Raw genomic sequence first — 23,128 nt, forward strand, 5'->3', positions numbered from 1 at the left:
GCCTTGTGCAGCGTTTTTTGTTTTTCAGATCTGACTGATTAACCTAGTTAGTGTTGTTTAACGAGATGCAGCTCAATTTGAAAAACCCAGCGCATAACGCAACACTTGCGTTTTTAGCGGCCCAGAACGCTCTGCCAGAGCCAGAGTAACATTACGCAGGAACCTAATCGGTGTAATTGAGTTGCTAAAGGTTTTGTAAAACAGATCCATCCCCGTTTGCATCAGCAGATTATCTGGACGACGACGACGCTCATAGCGTTCAAACTGTGTCAGACTTAATACCGCATGATCCTGTGTTTCCGCCAGCAACACGGCCACATCTTTAAAACCTAGATTCACGCCCTGCCCTGCTAACGGGTTAATCGTATGTGCTGCATCACCAACCAGAACACAGCGATTTTTGACATATTGCTGCGCGTGACGTCGAGTCAGCGGGAAAGAGCCCTGCTGCAACACTTTTATATCCCCAAGCTCAACAGGAAAGTGCTGAAGAATTTCACCACGCAATTGCTCAGGGTTTAAGGCTGCCAGTTTTCGAATGCGCTGCGGTGTATCATACCAAACCAAAGACGCCTGATTACCACCTAAAGGCAAGTAGGAGCGCGGGCCTGTTGGGAAAAACTGCTGCCACGTCGTTTCTTGTTGGATCTGTTCTGTCTGCACATTAATCAACATGCAGTGTTGCCGATAATCCCACGCCGTCACGCCGATATGTGCCAGTTGACGAACCTGTGAATTCGCTCCATCCGCACCGATCACCCAATCACACTCAAGTTCAATGCCCGATTGTAAAGTGACATGGCATCCTTCTTCGCTCACATCCAATTGCGCCAATTGTTCGGGACACATTAAAGTCAACTGAGGATAAGCTGCAAATTGTTGCCATAGTGCTAATTGAATGACTCGGTTTTCCACCATGTAGCCTAGTTGTGGCAAATTCAAGGACTCACAGGAAAAACGCGTACGACATTCTGGGTGTTCCCACGTTTCTAGGTGGCGATACGAACAAGCACGCATACCAACAACGCTTGACCAAGCCCCAAGTTCGTCCAGCAGTTCTACCGAGGTTTGCGAAATCGCAGAGACACGCACATCCATAGGCTGACTGGGTTCAAAAGCATGGGGAGTGCCAGAATCAATTACCGCAACCTTGCGTCCTTGACGTGCAAAGCCCAATGCAGCAGCCGCGCCCACCATGCCGCCCCCCACCACGAGGATGTCAAATTTATTGCTACTCATACCTTTTCCCACCCAGTATTTTCTCTTCACGGCATTGTACGGAGTAAGGGAAATATTGCGACATTTTTTACGTTAAAACCTTGCGAGGAATAAGGTAAAAAGCCAATCACAACAAGGGTTACAAGAGAATTCCGCCAATTACTAGTCAGTCGGTTTTTAAAGCAGTACAATACGCCGCTTACCGCCGAGAAGGCGGCTAGAATGTGAGCTAAAGCTCAAATGATTGAAGAACTATTGAACGAGCGAAAGTGTGATGAGTAAGAAACTGCTAATTAAAACTTGGGGCTGCCAGATGAACGAGTACGATTCATCAAAAATGGCTGACCTGCTTAACGCTGCAAACGGCTATGAGCTGACAGAGATACCCGAGGAAGCTGACGTTTTACTCTTAAACACCTGTTCGATTCGTGAAAAAGCACAGGAAAAGGTGTTCCACCAACTTGGTCGTTGGAAAACACTGAAAGACAAAAAACCTGGTGTCGTGATCGGTGTCGGTGGTTGTGTTGCCACTCAAGAAGGTGACTCGATTCGCGACCGTGCGCCTTATGTAGATGTCATCTTCGGTCCACAGACGCTGCATCGTCTGCCAGAAATGATTAAACAGTCACAAACCACCGACGCGCCTGTAATGGACATCTCTTTCCCCGAAATTGAGAAGTTCGACCGTTTGCCAGAGCCACGTGCAGAAGGCCCGACTGCATTCGTTTCCATCATGGAAGGCTGCTCAAAATACTGTACTTACTGCGTAGTGCCTTACACTCGTGGTGAAGAAGTCAGCCGTCCTATGGACGATGTCCTGTTCGAGATCGCTCAGCTTGCCGAGCAAGGTGTGCGTGAAGTTAACCTGCTGGGTCAAAACGTCAACGCTTACCGTGGTGCAACTCACGATGGCGGTATTTGCTCTTTCGCTGAATTACTGCGTTTGGTCGCCACCATTGACGGCATCGACCGCATCCGCTTTACCACTAGCCACCCACTCGAATTTACGGATGATATTATTGCGGTGTACGAAGACACCCCTGAGTTAGTGAGCTTCCTGCACTTACCAGTGCAAAGTGGGAGCGATCGCATTCTGACTATGATGAAGCGCCCGCACACCGCCATTGAGTACAAGTCCATCATCCGTAAACTGCGTAAAGCTCGTCCTGATATTCAAATCAGCTCTGATTTTATCGTTGCTTTCCCTGGAGAAACCGACAAAGATTTCCAAGACACCATGAAGCTGATTCGCGATGTCGATTTTGACATGAGTTTTAGCTTTATTTTCTCTCCTCGCCCAGGCACGCCAGCCGCTGATTATCCATGTGATCTGTCGGAAGAAGTGAAGAAAGAACGTCTGTACGAGCTGCAACAACAAATCAACAGTCAAGCCATGCGTTACTCACGCCTGATGCTGGGTACTGAACAACGTATTTTGGTTGAAGGCCCATCGAAGAAAGATTTGATGGAGTTACGTGGTCGTACCGAAAATAACCGTGTAGTGAACTTCGAAGGCTCACCGGATCTGATCGGTCAGTTTGTTGATGTGAAGATTGTCGATGTGTTTGCCAACTCACTGCGTGGTGAACTAGTACGTACCGAACAAGAGATGAATCTGCGTATCGCGACCTCTCCCTCTGAAATGAAAGCGAAGACTCGCCGCGAGGATGAGCTTGGGGTTGCTACATTTACTCCTTAATCTCGTATACACTGTCAATAAGCGTCCGGTCACAATCGGACGCTTATTGACATACTGAGAGGCAAATTTGAGCAATAAAATCATAACTTTAGAAATCAATCTGGAACCTTCCGATAACCACCGACTCGCCAGCCTATGCGGTCCTTTTGATGACAATATCAAGCACCTTGAACGTCGCTTGGGCGTCGAAATCAACTACCGCGGCAACTTCTTCACTATCGTGGGTCAACCTCATACTGCCGCTGCTGCACTCGACATCATCAAAACACTTTACGTTGAAACGGCTCCGGTGCGTGGTCAGATTACCGATATTGAACCTGAGCAAATTCATCTTGCCATCAAAGAATCTGGCGTGCTTGAACAACACAGCGAATCCAGCATTGCTCACGGCAAAGAAGTGTTTGTCAAAACCAAAAAAGGCGTGATCAAACCGCGGACACCGAATCAAGCTCAATACTTGATGAATATGGTAACCCATGACATCACCTTTGGTGTTGGCCCTGCCGGTACCGGTAAAACTTACCTTGCGGTCGCGGCCGCTGTGGATGCGCTTGAGCGCCAAGAAATTCGCCGAATTCTATTGACTCGTCCAGCGGTTGAAGCGGGCGAAAAGCTCGGTTTTCTGCCGGGCGATCTAAGCCAAAAAGTCGACCCTTATTTGCGCCCGCTTTACGATGCGCTGTTCGAAATGCTCGGTTTTGAGCGGGTAGAAAAGCTGATTGAGCGCAATGTGATTGAGGTCGCTCCGCTGGCGTACATGCGTGGTCGAACCTTAAACGACGCGTTTATTATTCTCGATGAAAGCCAAAACACGACCGTTGAACAGATGAAAATGTTCCTAACACGGATTGGTTTTAATTCGCGCGCCGTCATTACTGGTGACGTGACGCAAATCGACTTACCGCGCGGCGCGAAATCCGGTCTGCGCCATGCGATTGAAGTGCTCAATGAAGTCGATGAGATCAGCTTTAACTTCTTCCAAGCTGACGATGTGGTGCGCCACCCAGTGGTTGCTCGTATCGTTAACGCTTATGAAAAGTGGGAAGCGCAAGATCAAAAAGAGCGCAAAGAATATGAGCAGCGTCGCCGTGAAGAACGTGAAAATAAATTACTCGAAATGCAACGCGCGGAAATGACGCTGAGCCACAACAATGAGTCGAATCCCTCATGAGTATTGAACTGGATTTGCAATTGGCCGTCGAAAATGAACATGGGCTACCAAGCGAAGCGGAGTTTGCGTTGTGGCTCACTCGAACCATCACACCGTTTCAGCCACAAGCTGAAGTGACGGTTCGCATTGTCGATGAAGCAGAAAGCCATGCGCTGAATTTGAACTACCGTGGTAAAGATAAACCGACCAATGTGCTGTCTTTTCCATTTGAAGCTCCTCCGGGGATGGAAATGGATCTGCTTGGCGACTTGGTGATTTGCCGCCAAGTCGTTGAGCGTGAAGCGATTGAGCAAAATAAGCCTTTGCAAGCACATTGGGCGCATATGGTTGTACATGGCAGCCTGCATCTGCTAGGTTATGACCACATCGAGGATGATGAAGCCGAAGAGATGGAATCTCTCGAAACCGAAATTATGCAAGATATGGGTTTTACCGACCCATATCTGGCAGAAAAAGAGTAACCCTTATCCTTTTAGATAAGGCCTATGTGAGCTATCACACATCTGATAGCGTTAGTGAATTGAGACATAATGAACGAAGACAATTCTCAGAATTCGGAAGGTCCGAGTAGAAAGTCCTTCTTTGAACGCCTAAGTCAACTTTTTCAGGGAGAGCCTAAAGATCGCCAAGAGCTGGTCGATGTGATTCGCGACTCTGAAGTCAATGACTTGATTGACCATGACACCCGCGACATGCTCGAAGGTGTGATGGAAATCGCCGAAATGCGCGTGCGCGATATCATGATCCCACGCTCACAAATGGTCACTATCGATCGTACTCACAACCTAGATGCTTTGGTTGCCATCATGACGGATGCGCAGCACTCACGTTATCCAGTGATCAGCGAAGATAAAGACCATGTGGAAGGCATTCTGCTTGCGAAGGACTTACTCAAATATCTAGGCTCTAACTGTGCCCCATTCAACATCCAAGAAGTGATCCGCCCTGCGGTCGTGGTTCCGGAAAGCAAACGGGTTGACCGTCTGCTCAAAGAATTCCGTGAAGAGCGTTACCACATGGCAATTGTGGTGGATGAGTTTGGCGGCGTATCTGGCCTAGTCACCATTGAAGATATTCTGGAAGAGATCGTCGGCGACATCGAAGATGAATTCGACGACGAAGAGCAAAAAGACATTCGCCAACTGAGCAAACACACCTTTTCGGTGAAAGCGCTCACCACAATTGAAGACTTTAACCACACTTTCGGCACCAAATTCAGTGATGAAGAAGTGGATACGGTCGGTGGTTTGGTGATGACGGCATTCGGCCACTTACCCGCGCGCGGTGAAGTCGTAGACATTGCAGGCTACAACTTCAAAGTGACGGCGGCGGATAGTCGCCGAGTGGTGGCTCTTCAAGTGACCGTTCCCGATCTGGAAGCCCTTTCGCACGTTGCGGAAGAGTAGTCCCCACTCTCTTACTAAGTAAGAGTAAAGAAAAGAGACGATGAACAGCGTATTATCTCATCGCCTAATGCGGCCGCTTGCGGCCGCTTTTGTTGGCGTCATAACTCCTCTGGCTTTTGCCCCGTATCAATTTTGGCCTTTGGCTCTACTCAGCCCATTTATCCTACTGCTTCTGCTCCACCAACAAAGCGCCAAGCGAGCGGCTTTGATTGCTTATCTCTGGGGGATTGGCCAATTTGCGGTGGGTATCAGTTGGGTACACGTCAGTATTGATACCTTTGGTGGCATGCCCAAAATCGCTAGCCTGTTTTTAATGACTCTATTGGTCGGCTATCTGGCGCTTTATCCAAGCCTTTTCGGTTGGCTACTTAATCGCTTGTTTCCGAACAACTCACGCAGTAAGTGGTTATGTGCTGCCCCAGCTTTGTGGCTGATTACCGATTGGCTACGTGGTTGGGTGATGACAGGTTTTCCTTGGCTGTGGCTCGGTTATAGCCAAATTGATAGCCCTCTTGCCAACTTTGCTCCCATCGGTGGCGTAGAGCTCATCACTCTGTTACTGCTGTTTTGTGCTGGTAGCTTAGCTTATGCCGTGCTTAATCGCCGTTGGTTGATGGCTTGCATCCCTCTTGTGGTTTACGCAACCGGTTATGGCCTCCAAGCCATGCAGTGGGTCACCCCACAAACGGATCGCACAGCCTCACTGGCCTTGATTCAAGGCAATATCGAACAGGGATTGAAATGGCTGCCTAGCCAGCGTTGGCCAACCATCATGAAATACACCGATCTTACTCGCGAAAACTGGGATGCCGATGTAATCATTTGGCCAGAAGCGGCGATCCCCGCTTTTGAATATGAAATCTCCTCATTTCTGCATAATCTTGATGCTGCGGCACGTATGAACCAAAGCGCGGTGATTACTGGCATCATCAATCAAAGTGAAGATAAGCAGTACTTCAATAGCGTGCTGACCGTCGGTGATACGCCTCATGGCGAATACCGTTATGATCTGACTCAGCGCTACCATAAGTACCACTTGTTGCCTTTTGGCGAATTCGTTCCGTTTGAAGAGATCCTGCGTCCATTAGCTCCATTCTTTAATTTGCCGATGTCCTCCTTTAGCCAAGGGGCTTACGTGCAACCGAATTTGATTGCAAAGGGTTTCGCATTTGTTACAGCACTCTGCTACGAAATCATCTTCAATGAGCAGGTACGCGATAATGTGACGCCGGAAACCGACTTCCTACTGACGCTTTCGAATGATGCTTGGTTTGGTCGTTCGATAGGCCCATTGCAACACATGGAAATCGCTCGCATGCGCGCCTTAGAATTGGGCAAGCCGCTGATCCGCGCCACCAACAATGGAGTAACGGCCGTCACCGATGAGCGTGGACGCATTATGGCTCAACTGCCACAATTCGAAACTGGCGTGCTAAAAGTAACGGTCACCCCGACTCGCGGTAGTACACCTTACTTCCTATGGGGCACAACGCCACTCTATCTCTGGGTAGGCTTAGCGATTGGGTTCGCTTTCTGGCGCCAGCGCCGGGCTAGATAAGTAAAAGCAAAACGGGAAGTTATCTTCCCGTTTTTTTATTCTAACTAGGGTTTGAGTGGTTGGCGGCTAAACGCTTTACCGCCACATTGCGAACAGGGTTCAATTTCCGTTGGATGATTAAATTCAGTTTTATGACCGCACTGGTCACAGATCAACACGCCCAAACCAATCATTTCTCCCGCCTGATACAGCCCTTGGTGTTCTAAATCAGCAAACAGCTCGACCCATTCCACTTTGGTACGGTCGGTAATATCCAGTAGCCCCTGCCAGATGGAATTGGTGATCATCAGATAGAATGGGCTGCTTTTGCTTTGCTCAAAACTTTGCGAAAACTCTTTAAGATCCGCTTTAACATAAGCAGAGACTAACGCTAGCTCATCCTTGGTCAAATTATTCGCCGCATCGACGTATTTCGCTGATGATTCAACGATCTCATCAACCCCATTCGAGCTGTGTTTGAGCGTTTCTACCACCTCTTCCAGTAAGGCTTCATAACTTGCTTTCTGTTTTGGCATCTCTCACCTCTCTCAAGCCTGATGGCTGCCGGATTAGCTATTGTTGTAACCCCCTGCTTTCTGTATTCTATGCCGAACCGAAAGACTTCGTTCCTACTGAACTCACAAATTCCAAGATGGATGTCATCGATGCAAGAGCAATACAACCCGCAAGATATTGAACACAAAGTTCAACAGCACTGGGACAACAACAAAACCTTCGTTGTAAGTGAAGACCCAAATAAAGAAAAATTCTACTGTCTTTCCATGTTCCCTTATCCAAGTGGCCGACTGCACATGGGTCACGTGCGTAACTACACCATCGGTGATGTAGTCTCTCGTTTCCAACGTCTGCAAGGCAAAAACGTTATGCAACCTATCGGTTGGGATGCGTTTGGCCTGCCTGCAGAAAACGCAGCGGTTAAAAACAATACTGCGCCTGCACCTTGGACTTACGAAAATATCGAATACATGAAAAACCAACTCAAGTTACTGGGCTTTGGTTATGACTGGAATCGTGAATTCGCAACTTGTCGCCCTGAGTACTACCGTTGGGAGCAAGAGTTCTTCACTAAGCTGTTTGCAAAAGGCTTAGTTTACAAAAAAACCTCATCAGTCAACTGGTGTCCAAACGACCAAACGGTTCTGGCTAACGAACAAGTTGAAGACGGTTGCTGCTGGCGTTGTGACACTCCAGTTGAGCAAAAAGAGATCCCACAGTGGTTTATTAAGATCACCGCCTACGCACAAGAGCTGCTTGACGATCTGGATAACCTCGATGGTTGGCCTGAAATGGTTAAAACCATGCAACGTAACTGGATTGGCCGCTCTGAAGGTGTGGAACTGAAATTTGCCGTTAAAGGTGAAAACACCGATCTTGAAGTGTACACCACGCGTCCAGATACTCTGATGGGTGTTACTTATGTCGGTATCGCCGCAGGTCATCCTCTGGCGACCAAAGCGGCAGCGAATAACCCAGCCCTCGCCGCCTTCATCGATGAATGTAAAAACACCAAGGTTGCAGAAGCTGAAATCGCAACCATGGAAAAGAAAGGCATGGCGACAGGCCTAACGGCGATCCATCCTCTCAACGGCCGTGAAGTACCTATCTATATCGCGAACTTCGTGTTGATGGATTACGGTACTGGCGCGGTAATGGCAGTGCCTGCGCACGACCAACGTGACTTTGAATTCGCGACCAAATATGGCCTCGACATCATCCCTGTGATTAAGCCTGCCGATGGCAGCGAGCTGGATGTGTCTGAAGCGGCTTACACTGAAAAAGGTGTTCTTTTCGCTTCTGGTGAATTTGATGGTTTGGATTTCCAAGCTGCCTTTAATGCGATCGCTGCCAAATTGGAAGCAGAAGGCAAAGGTAGGAAAACCGTTAACTTCCGTCTGCGTGACTGGGGCGTGTCTCGTCAACGTTACTGGGGTGCTCCAATCCCAATGGTGACCACTGAAGATGGTCAAGTACACCCAGTACCAGCAGACCAGCTGCCAGTTATCCTACCAGAAGATGTGGTGATGGATGGCGTGACTAGCCCAATCAAAGCCGATAAAGAGTGGGCAAAAACCACCTTTAACGGTGAGCCAGCACTGCGTGAAACCGATACCTTCGACACCTTTATGGAGTCTTCATGGTACTACGCGCGTTACTGCTCACCACAAGCGGATGACATTTTAGATCCAGAGAAAGCCAACTACTGGCTGCCGGTTGATCAGTACATCGGTGGTATTGAACACGCGTGTATGCACTTGCTCTATTCACGCTTCTTCCACAAACTGCTGCGTGATGCAGGTTATGTGAAGAGTGATGAGCCGTTCAAAAAGCTCCTGTGTCAAGGCATGGTACTGGCAGATGCGTTCTACTACACCAATGACAAAGGTGGTAAAGAGTGGGTAGCGCCAACCGAAGTGAAAGTAGAACGTGATGGCAAAGGCCGCATCGTTTCTGCTGTGGACACCACTGGCCGTCAAGTTGAACACTCAGGCATGATCAAAATGTCTAAGTCGAAAAACAACGGTATCGACCCACAAGAGATGGTCGATAAATACGGCGCTGACACAGTACGTCTGTTCATGATGTTCGCTTCACCAGCGGACATGACACTGGAATGGCAAGAGTCAGGCGTTGAAGGTGCAAACCGCTTCCTGCGCCGCGTATGGAAACTGGTGCGTGAACACACTGAGCTCGGCCAAGCTCCAGCTTTAGATGCTTCAGCACTGAATGCAGACCAAAAAGCGCTGCGCCGCGATGTACACAAAACCATAGCTAAAGTGACGGATGACGTAGCACGTCGCCAAACGTTCAACACGGCGATTGCGGCAATCATGGAGTTGATGAACAAGCTGACGAAAGCGCCGATGACCGAAGCGCAAGATCGCGCGATTCTGGATGAAGCACTGAAAGCCATCACGCTCATGCTTTACCCAATCACACCGCATATCTGTTTTGAAATGTGGGTCGCACTGGGTGAAAGCAACATCGATACGGCCAGCTGGCCGACGTACGATGAAGCCGCTCTGGTGGAAGATGAAAAGCTGATCGTGCTGCAAGTCAACGGTAAACTGCGCGGTAAACTCACTGTTGCGGCCGATGCCACTCAACAACAAGTTGAAGCGCTCGGCATGCAAGATGAAAACGTGCTGAAATTCATTGATGGCCTCACCGTACGTAAAGTGATTTACGTACCAGGCAAATTGCTGAACATCGTTGCCAACTAACTCACACTTTTTTGATGAGTCACCAAGCCATTAGAACACTCTGTGAACTCATGGCTTACTTTACTGTCAGTAAACAGGGCTCGCCCTGTTTACTTATCTCAGCTTATCGCACAGCAAGCTTTCGCTCTTGGTGAGCTGAGATAAGTATTTTGCCTAATAACGAGACTGAAGCATCCATGCGTAACACTCTTTCCCCTACTTTGAAATGGTCACTCTTGGTTCTGATGACAAGCTTACTCACGGCTTGTGGTTTCCACTTGCGCGGTGATTACGATATTCCCCAAGAACTCTCTCGTATGTCACTGACTAGCTATGACCAATACAGCACCTTTACTCGTATGGTGCACCGTCAGTTGCGTTTGAATAAAATCGATCTGCAAGCTCCAGCAGAAAATCTACCAAATCTACATCTACTCAGTGAAAGCACTGGTGAACGCACCCTATCGCTTTACCAAAACACGCGTGCAGCCGAAATTGAGCTGACCTTTGTCGCAAGCTATCGTGTCACCGTACCCGAGCTGGGCAGCCGCACCTTTACCACTAGCGTAACGCGCAGCTACTTAGACAACCCACTGACTGCATTAGCAAAATCCGTTGAGCGCGACATGATTGAAGATGAAATGCGCAAGCTAGCAGCCAGCCAAATCGTACGCCAAATGGCTCGTCTGAAAGCGGACTTTGCACGTAAGACCTTGGATGACGAAAGTATTCAAAGCGAAGGTGTGGCTGACTATCGCATTGATACTCAAGAAGTGATCAATCCCGCATCAACAGAAGACAGCAGTAAGTAGTTTCGATGCGCATTTATGCTGAAAAACTGGCTGAATCACTGCACAAAACGCTCTATCCGATTTACCTCGTATTCGGTAATGAGCCACTGCTGATCCAAGAAGCCAAAACCGCCATCGAAAAAACGGCACAAGCGCAAGGTTTTTTGGAAAAACACCGATTTAGCGCGGATGCCGGGCTCGATTGGAACGCGGTGTATGACTGCTGCCAAGCCCTAAGTCTGTTTTCATCTCGCCAACTTATCGAAATTGAGATCCCAGAATCTGGGGTCAATGCTCAAACGGCAAAGGAACTTAGCGCACTGGAAGGCCAACTTCACCAAGATATTATCTTGCTGGTGATTGGTCCAAAACTGACTAAGGCACAAGAAAATGCAGCTTGGCTAAAAACGCTTGCGCAGCAAGCTTGTTGGGTCAATTGCCTCACGCCTGAACTAAGTCGTTTACCTCAATTTGTTCAGCAGCGCTGTTTTGCACTCGGTTTAAAGCCGGATGCCGAAGCGGTGCAAATGTTGGCGCAATGGCATGAGGGCAATCTCTTTGCATTAGCGCAGAGTCTCGAAAAATTAGCGTTACTCTACCCCGATGGTCTACTGACTTTAGTGCGCTTGGAAGAGTCGCTGAGCCGCCATAACCATTTCACGCCTTATCACTGGATGGATGCGCTATTAGAAGGCAAAGCCAACCGTGCTCAGCGTATTTTGCGCCAGCTTATGCTCGAAGAGAGTGAGCCGATTATTCTGATCCGCACCGCGCAAAAAGAGCTCACTCAACTGCTTAAATGGCAACAAGAGCGCCAACAGCTGGGTAATTTAGGGAGTCTTTTTGATCGCTATCGTGTCTGGCAGAATCGAAGACCACTCTACTCTGCCGCCTTACAGCGCTTACCAAGTCGCACCCTACTTCGGTTGGTTGGAATATTAACTCAGGCTGAATTACTGGCAAAAACGCAATACGAACAGCCAGTATGGCCAATCTTGCAGCAACTAAGCCTTGAATGCTGCAATCCTCAGGCAAACCTACCTTTGCCACAGTAAAAGCGTGATATACTGCGCCGTTTTAAGCGAAAGCTATTTTTTATTGATGACATTCAGAGGACATTCTCTTGCAAGGTGAAGCACTTAAAGACTTTCTTTCCGACAAAGCCGACGATATGAAGGCGGTCGATATCGTCACACTTGATGTTCAAGGAAAATCCAGTGTTACCGATTATATGATTGTCTGTACCGGCACCTCGAAAAGACACGTTGCCTCTATTGCGGAGCATGTGGCTAGTGAAGCCAAGCTATCAGGCCTGCAACCGCTCGGCATGAACGGAGAAAATGAAGGTGAGTGGGTAGTTCTAGATATGGGTACTGTGATGCTGCATGTCATGCAAGAAGTACCGCGCGAGCTGTACCAACTGGAAAAACTCTGGGGTTAAGTGTGAAGATTCAACTGATCGCTGTCGGCACCAAAATGCCTAAATGGGTTGAAGAGGGTTTTCAAGAGTACCGTCGCCGTTTCCCTCACGATATGCCGTTAGAATTGGTAGAAATTACTGCGGGTAAACGTGGTAAAAATGCCGATATTGCGCGAATTTTGCAAAAAGAGGGCGAAGCCATGTTGGCTGCGGTACCGAAAGGTAACCGAATCATTACTCTCGATATTCCAGGTAAACGTTGGGATACGGACGAACTTGCAGTACAGCTGGAAAGTTGGAAGCACGACGGCAGAGATGTCTCCATTCTGATTGGCGGGCCTGAAGGCTTGGCCCCCGCTTGTAAAGCCGCTGCCGATCAAAGCTGGTCACTTTCTCCATTGACGTTACCTCACCCTTTAGTGAGAGTGGTTATGGCTGAAAGCTTATACCGAGCTTGGAGTATTACCACTAACCACCCCTATCATCGAGAATAAAGTGCCATGTTACGCCAGCACACCCCCATACGTGACCATCAAGCCGAAACACACCTGTTTCGCAATCGCGCTATTTTCTCATTTTTAGCGATTTTGATCTGCATGGGGCTGCTGGTCACCAACTTATACAATATCCAGATCAATCAGTATCAGGATTACAAAACTCGCTCCAATGATAACCGCATCAAAGTAGTGCCGATCGCACCGAACCGTGGTCTGATTTTTGATCGCAATGGCGTACTGTTGGCCGAAAACCGCCCCGTGTTCAACCTAGAAGTGATCCCAGAAAAAGTCGCCAATATGGATGAAACCATTACGCGATTACAGCAAATACTGGAGATCAGCCCCGAGAAAATTGCCGCATTCGAAAAAGAACGCCGCCAAACGCGCCGTTTTAACTCAGTGCCCCTCCTCACCCAACTCACTGATGAGGAAGTAGCAAAGTTTTCGGTGAACCAGCATAAATTCCCTGGCGTTTCCGTTGCCGCTAACCTAAAGCGTTACTATCCCTATGGCGAAGTACTGACCCACGTGATTGGTTATGTATCGCGGATTAACGATAAAGATCTCGAACGCTTGGACAAAGAAGGTAAAAAAGCCAACTACCAAGCCACCCGAGATATTGGCAAACTCGGCATCGAGCGTTATTACGAAGACATTTTACATGGCATTGCGGGCTATCAAGAAGTTGAGGTGAATAGCCGTGGACGCGTGATCCGCACCCTTAAATACGTACCGCCTATTCCTGGCAAAGATATTGTGCTCAATTTAGACATTGATCTACAACTCTACGCCTATAAATTGCTTGAGGGACGACGAGGCTCGGTGGTTGCACTTGATCCGAAAGACAATGGTGTATTGGCAATGGTTTCGAGCCCAAGCTATGACCCCAATGCTTTTGTTCACGGTATCTCAGGCAAAGCTTACAGCGATTTATTGAATGATAAGAGTCGACCACTAGTAAACCGAACTACGCTCGGCATTTATCCTCCGGGGTCAACTGTGAAGCCTTTTATTGCGGTTTCTGCGCTGCAAGATGGCATTATCACTCCTAATACGACTCGAAGTGATCCTGGCTACTGGCGTATTCCCAATACCGATACTCGCCCATTCCGCGATTGGCTCCGCTGGGGACATGGTCGCGTCGATGTCATTAAATCTCTGGAAGAGTCGGTCGATACATTCTTCTACCAAATTGCCTACGACATGGGGATTGATAAGCTCTCAAGCTGGATGATGCGTTTTGGTTTTGGCGATCTTACTGGCATCGACATTTATGAAGAAAGTAAGGCCAATATGCCGACTCGGGAATGGAAAATGGCTCGCCATAAGGTGCCATGGTATCAAGGTGATACGATTCCGGTTGGAATTGGCCAAGGTTACTGGACTGCAACACCACTGCAGATCGCTAAAGCGACTTCTGTTCTCGTCAACCACGGGAAAGTGATTGCTCCCCATCTGCTGCGTGCCACAATTGATAACGGAGAGCAGTTCTCAACTCAAAAAGAGGCGCAATACACAACCTATCCGCCGATCGAAGGGGTTCCACAAAAATACTGGGACATGGCGATTCGCGGCATGTACCTCGTTAACCATGGCGCAAAAGGAACAGCACGACGTGCTTTCCAGAATATGTCTTACGAAACTGCAGGTAAGTCAGGAACCGCGCAAGTATTTGGTCTCGCAGAAGGCCAGAAATACAACGCAAGCGAGTTAGCGGAGCACTTACACGACCATGCTTTGTTTACCGGTTTTGCCCCAGTTAAAGATCCCAAAGTGATCGTCACGTTCGTACTGGAAAACGGTGGCGGCGGTTCCAGCAATGGTGCGCCTGTTGTACGGCAAATTTTCGATCATGTGGTGCTCGGTAAAAAAGAAGAAGAGAAAAAAGAAGAGGTAGTACAACCATGAAGATGGATCCTGCAACCGGACAAAACCGGGCGTTGTTTGAGCGTTTTCATATCGATTTACCCCTCTTGCTTGGCGTACTTGCGCTAATGGGATTTGGCCTTATCGTTATGTACAGTGCCAGCGGCCAAAGTCTCGCAATGATGGACCGCCAAGCCATGCGTATGGCGATGGCTTTAGCAATTATGGTTTTGTTAGCTCAAATTCCACCACGAACTTACGAAAGTGCTGCTCCAATACTATTTTTCTGTGGGGTCATTTTATTGCTGTGTGTGTTGTTATTTGGCGAAATATCCAAAGGGGCGCAGCGCTGGCTAGATCTTGGATTTGTTCGTTTTCAACCATCAGAATTGCTTAAGTTGGCCGTACCCTTGATGGTGGCACGCTATATCGGGAAACATGCTCTTCCGCCTTCGTTTAAAACCCTGACCGCGTCACTCATTATGGTGTTTGTCCCAACCATCTTGATCGCAAAACAACCTGACCTTGGAACCTCGATATTGATTGCAGCGTCTGGTATTTTTGTGATTTTCTTAGCTGGTGTCAGCTGGAAATTAATTATCGCCGCAGCGATGGCAGTGGGTGCATTTGTTCCCATCTTGTGGTTCTTCTTAATGCATGAATACCAGAAAACACGGGTACGCACTCTATTTGACCCAGAATCTGACCCGCTCGGAGCGGGTTATCACATTATCCAAAGTAAAATTGCGATTGGCTCGGGAGGATTATCCGGTAAAGGCTGGCTACATGGCACTCAATCTCAATTAGAGTTTCTTCCTGAACGACATACTGACTTTATCTTTGCAGTGATTGCTGAAGAATGGGGTATGATCGGCTTTTTAGTTCTTTTGAGCCTGTATTTATTTATTATTGGTCGCGGACTTTACCTCGCCAGCCATGCACAAACTTCCTTTGGCCGTATGATGGCAGGCAGCATTGTGTTGAGCTTCTTTGTTTATGTCTTTGTAAACATCGGCATGGTCAGCGGCATTTTGCCGGTAGTGGGTGTACCACTACCTTTGATTAGCTATGGCGGTACCTCAATGGTGACACTGATGGCCGGTTTCGGTATTTTGATGTCCATCCATACCCATCGCAAAGCATTTTCGAAGACAATTTAATGAACCGAATTTATTTATACATATTGATTACGTTAATTCTCGCTGGGTGTAGTTCTTCGGGCGGCCGCTATGATATGCCCGACGATCAAGCGCCAGACACACCACTGTCTGTCGAGCATATTGAGGATGCCGTTCCCCAATATGAACCCTACAGCTTTGGGGGAAATAAGGACTATAACCTACGTGGTCAAAGTTACCGCATCATCAAGAATCCTCAAGGATTCTCTGAAAATGGTAAAGCCTCATGGTATGGCAAAAAATTCCACGGTCATCTCACTTCAAACGGTGAGATTTATGACATGTACTCAATGACAGCGGCACATAAAACCCTACCATTGCCAAGTTATGTGAAAGTGACCAATACCGATAACGGTAAATCAACCATCGTACGCGTCAACGATCGTGGTCCTTTTCATGACGGGCGAGTGATTGATCTAAGCTATGCCGCCGCATACAAGATTGGGGTTGTACAAGCGGGTACGGCCAATGTGCGTGTTGACGTGATCACTGTAGATAAACCATCTAAACCTCGCCCAAAAGGGAAAAACAATGCTCTCGAATACGTGATTCAGGTGGTTTCATCACAACATATTGAGCGCGTGCGAACTTTAGCGCAAAACTTAGGTCAGAGTTTATCGGCGCCTAGCTTCGTGGAAAGTACAAATAGTACGCACCGCCTGTTTCTAGGCCCATTTACTGACGATGACCTGACGCAAACCTTACTTGAACAAGTAAAATCCGCAGGCTACGACAGTGCTTTTGTTAAAACCATTAATAAGCGCGCACAATGACCACTCAAACCTGACCTGAGGAGATCCGGTCTGGTTTGGGACGTTATTTTTGTTAAGATTACGGACACTTAATTAGAACTAAGCATTCACCATGAAAAAATCAATCCTAAAATCCGTGTTAGCGTCTTCTATTACGCTTTCCATCACGTTAAGCAGTACTGTTTTTGCCTCACCTATCGTGACACCAGATGCTCCACAAATCGCCGCCAAGGGTTATGTCCTGATGGACTACCATTCAGGGAAAGTGCTCGCCGAAAAAGAGATGAATACCAAGCTCTCTCCCGCAAGCCTGACCAAAATGATGACGAGCTACGTGATTGGACAAGAAATCAAGCGTGGCAACATCTCACTCAATGATGATGTGGTGATCAGTAAAAATGCTTGGGCGAAAAACTTCCCAGATTCATCAAAGATGTTTGTAGAAGTGGGTACCACCGTTAAAGTTAGCGATCTCAACCGTGGCATCATCATCCAATCTGGTAATGATGCGTGTGTCGCAATGGCCGAACACGTCGCAGGCTCAGAAGATGCCTTTGTCGATTTAATGAATGCTTGGGCAAGTTCATTGGGTATGAAAAACTCTCACTTTACCAATGCTCATGGTTTGGACAATCCAAACCTGTACTCGACACCTTACGATCTCGCATTGCTAGGTCAAGCGTTGATTCGTGATGTACCGGATGAATACGCGATCTATTCTGAGCAGAAATTCACCTATAACGGCATTACCCAGTACAACCGTAACGGTTTACTGTGGGATAAAAGCATGAATGTCGACGGGATCAAAACCGGACATACCAGTGGTGCAGGTTACAACCTCGTGAGCTCTGCGACTGAAGGTAACATGCGTTTAGTGGCGGTAGTTATGGGAACCGACAGTGAGAATGCTCGTAAAGCAGAAAGTAAAAAACTGCTAGGCTACGGCTTCCGCTTCTTTGAAACTGTCGCACCGCACAAAGCAGGCGAAACGTTCGTCAATGAAGCGATTTGGATGGGCGATAAGAATACTGTCGCCCTAGGGGTAGATAAAGATACTTACGTCACTCTGCCTCGTGGACAAGCAAAAGATCTCACTGCAAGTTTTGTACTTGAAAAAGAACTGAAAGCGCCACTGAAAAAAGGCGATGTCGTAGGTACACTCTACTACCAGTTAGCGGGTAACGATATTGCGCAATACCCTCTGATGGCGCTAGAAGATGTCGAAGAAGGCAGCCTATTTAGCCGTCTTTGGGATTATCTCGTACTCCTATTTAAAGGTTGGTTCTAATAAGCTTACCGACGCCTCTCCATCGATGTTTGAGGAAGTCACCAGAAAAACAAAGCCGCCCTGTGCGGCTTTTTTGTTCGCTTGAGATTCCATTCGAATGGCTGTAGTATTTCGTCCCGTTTTTCCAATGCTCAAACTGGAGTTTCACTATGCTGACCATCAACTCTGATGCGAAATTAAAAGATTTGCTCGAATTCCCATGTTCCTTTACTTACAAAGTAATGGGATATGCTAAGCCAGAGCTGCCAGAACGGGTGCTGGAAGTTATTCAACGTCACGCTCCTGGCGATTACAGCCCGCGCGTTAAGCCAAGCGCAAAAGGTAACTATCACGCGGTTTCAGTCACCATTCACGCCACTTCAATTGAACAGGTTGAAATTCTCTATAAAGAGTTGGGCGACATCGACATTGTGCGTATGGTGCTATAAACCACGTTATTATTTTATTTATTCAAATATTTTTGAAAAGCAGCTTTAGCTGCTTTTTCTTTATTTTTCAAAAAATTAATAAAACCATCTTGTTAGCAGGGTCAAAAAGTTCCCCTTGATGTGTAGTTCATTGGTGGTAAGCAGTTTATAATCCAAAAACTTTATATATCTCTGGTGGATGACAATAATGGAAAACCAGCTGTTGGTGAGATGCCTCGGCAGACAGGATTACACTCCGGTTTGGCAGGCTATGCATCAATTCACGGATCAACGTGACTCAACAACACGTGATGAAGTGTGGCTTGTCGAACACAACCCCGTGTTTACTCAAGGACAAGCTGGCAAGGCTGAGCACCTTATCAACACCGGTGATATTCCTGTTGTGCAAAGTGACCGTGGTGGGCAAGTGACTTACCATGGACCAGGCCAATTAGTCGCTTACTTTCTCATCGATCTTCGCCGTAAGCGACTCGGCGTGAGAGAACTTGTCACTCATATTGAAAACTTGGTCATTCACACCCTACAACACTATCACATTGACTCTGCGGCACGTCCTGACGCACCTGGAGTCTACGTACAAAATAAAAAGATTTGTTCTTTGGGCTTACGCATCCGTAAAGGGTGCTCTTTTCACGGACTCGCACTCAATATCCAGATGGATCTCAGCCCGTTCTTACGCATCAATCCTTGTGGTTATGCAGGAATGGAGATGGTGCAAGTGAGCGACTTCTCTGGCCCGATCGAAAAAGAGCAGGTTGAAAAAATATTAATCCAAAAACTCGTTACCCTACTGGACTACGAGCACGTCGAATTCAGCACAGAAGCATACAATCATGAGTAAACCAATTCAGATGGAACGCGGTGTAAAGTACCGTGATGCCGATAAAATGGCTTTGATTCCGGTAAAAAATATGCCGGCCGAACAAAAAGAAATTCTGCGCAAACCGGAATGGATGAAAATCAAACTGCCCGCCGACAGCCAACGCATCCAAGATATCAAGGCTGCGATGCGTAAGAATAAGCTCCACTCGGTTTGTGAAGAGGCCTCCTGCCCTAACTTGGCTGAGTGTTTTAACCACGGCACGGCAACCTTTATGATCTTAGGTGCCATCTGTACTCGTCGTTGCCCGTTCTGTGATGTGGCCCATGGACGCCCCAATGCGCCAGAAACGGAAGAGCCAAAGAAACTCGCGCAAACCATTCACGACATGAAACTCAAATACGTGGTAATTACCTCAGTTGACCGTGATGACTTGCGGGACGGTGGCGCACAACATTTCGCCGATTGTAACCGTGAAATCCGCGCTTTAAACCCGAGCATCAAAATCGAAACTCTGGTACCGGATTTCCGCGGTCGCATGGAAGTGGCACTGGAAGCTCTGAAAGACAATCCACCGGATGTTTTCAACCACAACTTGGAAACCGCACCACGCCTATACCGAAAAGTACGTCCTGGTGCTAACTACAAATGGTCTTTAGAACTGCTGCGTCAATTCAAAGAGCAGCATCCAGAGGTGCCAACTAAGTCTGGCTTGATGATGGGCTTAGGCGAAACTAAAGAAGAAATCGTCGAAGTGCTGAAAGATCTGCGCGCACATGGTGTAACTATGCTAACTCTTGGGCAATATTTAGCACCAAGCCGTCACCACCTGCCTGTTGAGCGTTACGTGCCACCAGCCGAGTTTGATGAGCTCAAAGAAATAGCCCTTGAGCTTGGTTTTACTCACGCAGCCTGTGGTCCTTTTGTGCGTTCTTCTTATCACGCAGACTTACAAGCTAAAGGCTTAGAGGTCAAATAACCCCATGTACTCTCTATCAAGCCAGCCAATGCGCTGGCTTGATACTTTAGCTAAGATGAGATCTTACATCATAATCTCACCATATCAGTTCTTTAACCTTGAATCCTGTGCTTGGGTTCTATAGGCTTAGGCTAAGTTTCGATGAATTTTCGCTCATAAACTCGAACTCGCTGTTGAGTGAAAACTGACTACAAGGAAAACAATAATGACTCGTATCGGCTTATTCGCTCTTACCGCAGCAGCCCTATTGGCTGGTTGTTCATCCAACACCCAGCAAGATAACTACCGCGAAGCGTCTTTTGAACTCTGTAATACTGAAGTAAACATTTACTCAGTCAGTGATGATGGTCAAGTGCGTATTGTGTGTGCCGATGGCGCGAAGTTTGCGCTGAAAACCGAGAAAACCCTCGATATCATGCGCGATATCAACGTGGATTACTGTGATGGGGAAGGTCTGGGTAAATTTACCGAAAGCAACAAATACTACATGTTCAAGTGCAAATCCGGCACGATGATCAGCGTGAGTAAGTAAGCGTTCACTGAACTCGACTCCAATAAAAAAGCCTGCGAATATTGCAGGCTTTTTTATCACTACAGTTCTTCTAACTAAAGTTGAACCCGTGGGTTGCAACTTCACGTTGTTCAGGTCTGAGCGATTAAGCGTACACTGGTAGACGTTGACAGATCGCCAATACTTTTTGCTTAGTCGCTTCAATCACGCTTTGGTCGTTGATGTTGTCTAGAACATCACACATCCAGTTAGCGAGATCTTTAGCATCTTGCTCAGTGAAACCACGACGAGTGATCGCAGGCGTACCCACACGAATACCCGAAGTGACAAATGGGCTACGTGGATCGTTAGGCACTGAGTTCTTGTTCACTGTGATGTTTGCTGCACCGAGTGCTGCATCCGCATCTTTACCTGTGATGTCTTTATCAATCAGATCCACCAAGAATAGGTGGTTTTCAGTGCTGTTAGACACGATCTTGTAACCACGTTCTTGGAACTGTGCCACCATGGCTTTCGCATTTTGCACAACACGTGCTTGATAAGCTTTGAACTCAGGCTCCATCGCTTCTTTGAAAGCAACTGCTTTAGCCGCAATCACATGCATCAAAGGACCACCTTGACCACCAGGGAACACCGCTGAGTTCAGCTTTTTGTACATCTCTTCGCCAGAGTTTGACAGGATCAAACCACCACGTGGGCCAGCCAGAGTTTTGTGCGTAGTCGTAGTCACAACGTGTGCGAAAGGCACTGGGCTTGGATAAACACCAGCCGCAATCAAACCAGCAACGTGCGCCATATCGACAAATAGGTAAGCACCTACTTTGTCGGCGATTTCACGCATACGTTTCCAATCAACAATTTGTGAATAGGCAGAGAAACCACCGATGATCATCTTTGGCTTGTGCTCAAAGGCCAACGCTTCCATTTCGTCGTAGTTGATTTGGCCCGCTTCATCAATGCCGTAAGGGATCACTTTATAGTGTTTACCAGAGAAGTTTACTGGTGAACCGTGAGTCAAGTGACCACCGTGTGCAAGACTCATACCCAGAACGGTATCACCAGGATTAAGCAGTGCCATGTACACTGCGCTGTTGGCTTGAGAGCCTGAGTGAGGCTGAACGTTCGCGTATTCACAGCCAAACAGTTGGCAAGCACGGTCAATGGCCAGAGCTTCAGCTTTGTCCACGAACTCACAACCACCGTAGTAACGCTTACCAGGGTAACCTTCTGCGTACTTGTTGGTTAGTTGAGAACCTTGTGCTTGCATTACACGCGGGCTGGTGTAGTTTTCTGAAGCAATAAGTTCAATATGTTCTTCTTGACGAAGCGTCTCTTCCTGAATGGCAGCGTATAGCTCCGGATCGTAATCGGCGATGTTCATATCACGCTTAAGCATCTGTATCTCCTGACTCAGATTGACTGAAATTGCAAAAAAACCACAAAATGACTCCACGCAAACGTTTTCGTCATCACTTTATGGCGCGCATTCTACATAATTTGATCTTTATCATAAAGCCCAAATTCACGAATTTATCATGCAGTTTTTTCATAACCATGAAGACAGCTTTCATCTTGACGATAGAAATGGCATCTAAACAACAAAACTGTCAATTTTTTGCTTTACACCCTGTAAAGCGGATGTGACATAGGTTTACCTTAATTTTTCATCCCTAGCTACCGTAAATCGCTTCTTTTAATTAACATCCGCGCAATTCTCTCCCTTGATAACCAAATTTATGGAAAAACATTCACACAAAGAAGATTGGATCGCGATACTAACAGGGACATTTTTGGTCGCTCAGGGCGTCTATTTTTTGCAAGCGGGTAATTTACTCACTGGCGGAACTACAGGACTCGCGTTATTGATGAGCCAATTTGTACCACTCACTTTTGGCGTACTCTACTTCTTATCCAATTGCCCTTTTTATCTACTGGCATGGAAACGCTTTGGTACCCGCTTTGCCTTCAACAGTGCGATCTCAGGAGCGTTAGTCTCCTTATTTGCAGATCATCTCGCGATGTTTATTACACTTGAAAAAGTCAACGTTGTGTATTGTGCGATAGCCGGTGGGCTATTGATGGGACTGGGAATGCTAATTTTGTTCCGACACCGTTCAAGTCTTGGGGGCTTTAATGTGTTATGCCTATTTATTCAAGATCGATTTGGCATTTCCGTAGGTAAAAGTCAGATGGTGATCGATGGTCTAATCTTGCTCACGTCATTCTTCTTCGTATCACCATTGACGATCGGTTTGTCGATTCTTGGAGCCTTCTTGCTCAATATCGTGCTTGCCATGAACCATAAGCCAAGCCGTTATCGCGTGATTTACTAACTCTCTATCACAA

General features: G+C 47.4%; 22 protein-coding genes. 19 read left to right on the forward strand and 3 right to left on the reverse strand.

What is annotated here, in order from left to right:
- Window positions 1-72 precede the first annotated feature (72 nt).
- Window positions 73-1,239 carry a 2-octaprenyl-3-methyl-6-methoxy-1,4-benzoquinol hydroxylase gene (locus tag EPB59_RS08295; protein WP_195706961.1) on the reverse strand — a complete coding sequence of 389 codons (1,167 nt, stop codon included), beginning with the start codon at window positions 1,237-1,239 and terminating at the stop codon, window positions 73-75.
- A 253-nt stretch (window positions 1,240-1,492) separates the two neighbouring features.
- On the opposite strand from EPB59_RS08295, the gene miaB reads away from it, so the two are divergent.
- The 5 genes from miaB (at window position 1,493) to lnt (ending at window position 7,052) form a co-directional block, all read left to right on the forward strand.
- Window positions 1,493-2,917 carry a tRNA (N6-isopentenyl adenosine(37)-C2)-methylthiotransferase MiaB gene (miaB, locus tag EPB59_RS08300; protein WP_154172267.1) on the forward strand — a complete coding sequence of 475 codons (1,425 nt, stop codon included), beginning with the start codon at window positions 1,493-1,495 and terminating at the stop codon, window positions 2,915-2,917.
- 67 nt (window positions 2,918-2,984) lie between these two features.
- Window positions 2,985-4,088 (forward strand): PhoH family protein, encoded by a 1,104-nt coding sequence (locus EPB59_RS08305; protein WP_000066204.1) that lies wholly within the window; start codon window positions 2,985-2,987, stop codon window positions 4,086-4,088.
- Complete coding sequence (ybeY, locus tag EPB59_RS08310) at window positions 4,085-4,549, forward strand: rRNA maturation RNase YbeY (RefSeq protein ID WP_000021210.1); 465 nt, start codon at window positions 4,085-4,087, stop codon at window positions 4,547-4,549. Before EPB59_RS08305 ends, ybeY begins: the two co-directional genes overlap by 4 nt.
- A gap of 69 nt (window positions 4,550-4,618) precedes the next feature.
- Window positions 4,619-5,494, forward strand: a complete 876-nt coding sequence (corC, locus tag EPB59_RS08315) for a CNNM family magnesium/cobalt transport protein CorC (protein WP_001001301.1) — start codon at window positions 4,619-4,621, stop codon at window positions 5,492-5,494.
- 40 nt (window positions 5,495-5,534) lie between these two features.
- On the forward strand, window positions 5,535-7,052 hold the full coding sequence (gene lnt / locus EPB59_RS08320) for an apolipoprotein N-acyltransferase (RefSeq protein ID WP_154172269.1): 1,518 nt from the start codon (window positions 5,535-5,537) through the stop codon (window positions 7,050-7,052).
- A 44-nt stretch (window positions 7,053-7,096) separates the two neighbouring features.
- Here the strand turns inward: lnt and EPB59_RS08325 are convergent, their stop codons facing one another.
- On the reverse strand, window positions 7,097-7,567 hold the full coding sequence (locus EPB59_RS08325; protein ID WP_001125924.1) for a zinc ribbon-containing protein: 471 nt from the start codon (window positions 7,565-7,567) through the stop codon (window positions 7,097-7,099).
- A gap of 129 nt (window positions 7,568-7,696) precedes the next feature.
- On the opposite strand from EPB59_RS08325, the gene leuS reads away from it, so the two are divergent.
- The 13 genes from leuS (at window position 7,697) to EPB59_RS08390 (ending at window position 20,803) form a co-directional block, all read left to right on the forward strand.
- A complete protein-coding gene (gene leuS / locus EPB59_RS08330) occupies window positions 7,697-10,273 on the forward strand; it encodes a leucine--tRNA ligase (RefSeq protein ID WP_154172271.1) in 2,577 nt (858 codons plus the stop codon).
- Between the two features lie 176 nt (window positions 10,274-10,449).
- The gene (gene lptE / locus EPB59_RS08335) at window positions 10,450-11,064 is read left to right on the forward strand and encodes an LPS assembly lipoprotein LptE (RefSeq protein ID WP_154172273.1); all 615 of its coding nucleotides are present in this window, start codon (window positions 10,450-10,452) and stop codon (window positions 11,062-11,064) included.
- 5 nt (window positions 11,065-11,069) lie between these two features.
- The gene (gene holA, locus EPB59_RS08340; protein ID WP_154172275.1) at window positions 11,070-12,098 is read left to right on the forward strand and encodes a DNA polymerase III subunit delta; all 1,029 of its coding nucleotides are present in this window, start codon (window positions 11,070-11,072) and stop codon (window positions 12,096-12,098) included.
- Window positions 12,099-12,166: 68 nt separating this feature from the next.
- Window positions 12,167-12,484: a ribosome silencing factor gene (gene rsfS / locus EPB59_RS08345; RefSeq protein WP_154172277.1), complete on the forward strand. Its 318-nt coding sequence runs from the start codon at window positions 12,167-12,169 to the stop codon at window positions 12,482-12,484.
- Window positions 12,485-12,486: 2 nt separating this feature from the next.
- Window positions 12,487-12,957, forward strand: a complete 471-nt coding sequence (gene rlmH, locus EPB59_RS08350; protein WP_000701619.1) for a 23S rRNA (pseudouridine(1915)-N(3))-methyltransferase RlmH — start codon at window positions 12,487-12,489, stop codon at window positions 12,955-12,957.
- Between the two features lie 6 nt (window positions 12,958-12,963).
- A complete protein-coding gene (gene mrdA, locus EPB59_RS08355; RefSeq protein WP_154172279.1) occupies window positions 12,964-14,868 on the forward strand; it encodes a penicillin-binding protein 2 in 1,905 nt (634 codons plus the stop codon).
- A complete protein-coding gene (gene rodA, locus EPB59_RS08360; RefSeq protein ID WP_154172281.1) occupies window positions 14,865-15,986 on the forward strand; it encodes a rod shape-determining protein RodA in 1,122 nt (373 codons plus the stop codon). Before mrdA ends, rodA begins: the two co-directional genes overlap by 4 nt.
- Window positions 15,986-16,777 (forward strand): septal ring lytic transglycosylase RlpA family protein, encoded by a 792-nt coding sequence (locus EPB59_RS08365; RefSeq protein ID WP_055051621.1) that lies wholly within the window; start codon window positions 15,986-15,988, stop codon window positions 16,775-16,777. The genes rodA and EPB59_RS08365 overlap by 1 nt, the downstream gene beginning before the upstream one ends.
- 91 nt (window positions 16,778-16,868) lie before the next feature.
- Window positions 16,869-18,044 (forward strand): serine hydrolase, encoded by a 1,176-nt coding sequence (locus tag EPB59_RS08370; protein ID WP_154172283.1) that lies wholly within the window; start codon window positions 16,869-16,871, stop codon window positions 18,042-18,044.
- 149 nt (window positions 18,045-18,193) lie between these two features.
- Window positions 18,194-18,472, forward strand: coding sequence for a DUF493 family protein YbeD (ybeD, locus tag EPB59_RS08375; RefSeq protein ID WP_000955768.1), 279 nt, complete (start codon window positions 18,194-18,196; stop codon window positions 18,470-18,472).
- A gap of 187 nt (window positions 18,473-18,659) precedes the next feature.
- Window positions 18,660-19,313, forward strand: a complete 654-nt coding sequence (lipB, locus tag EPB59_RS08380) for a lipoyl(octanoyl) transferase LipB (RefSeq protein ID WP_055051620.1) — start codon at window positions 18,660-18,662, stop codon at window positions 19,311-19,313.
- Entirely contained in the window at window positions 19,306-20,271 is a 966-nt protein-coding gene (gene lipA, locus EPB59_RS08385; protein WP_055051619.1) for a lipoyl synthase, read from the forward strand. Before lipB ends, lipA begins: the two co-directional genes overlap by 8 nt.
- A 205-nt stretch (window positions 20,272-20,476) precedes the next feature.
- Window positions 20,477-20,803, forward strand: a complete 327-nt coding sequence (locus EPB59_RS08390) for a hypothetical protein (protein ID WP_055051618.1) — start codon at window positions 20,477-20,479, stop codon at window positions 20,801-20,803.
- A gap of 124 nt (window positions 20,804-20,927) precedes the next feature.
- Here EPB59_RS08390 and glyA read toward each other — a convergent pair whose 3' ends face one another.
- A complete protein-coding gene (gene glyA, locus EPB59_RS08395; RefSeq protein WP_154172285.1) occupies window positions 20,928-22,178 on the reverse strand; it encodes a serine hydroxymethyltransferase in 1,251 nt (416 codons plus the stop codon).
- Window positions 22,179-22,518: 340 nt separating this feature from the next.
- Here glyA and EPB59_RS08400 point away from each other — a divergent pair, with 340 nt between their 5' ends.
- On the forward strand, window positions 22,519-23,115 hold the full coding sequence (locus EPB59_RS08400; protein ID WP_154172287.1) for a YitT family protein: 597 nt from the start codon (window positions 22,519-22,521) through the stop codon (window positions 23,113-23,115).
- The last annotated feature ends 13 nt before the right edge of the window (window positions 23,116-23,128 follow it).

The sequence above is a fragment of the Vibrio metoecus genome, assembly GCF_009665255.1.
In the GTDB taxonomy this organism is placed as follows: Bacteria; Pseudomonadota; Gammaproteobacteria; order Enterobacterales; family Vibrionaceae; genus Vibrio; species Vibrio metoecus_B.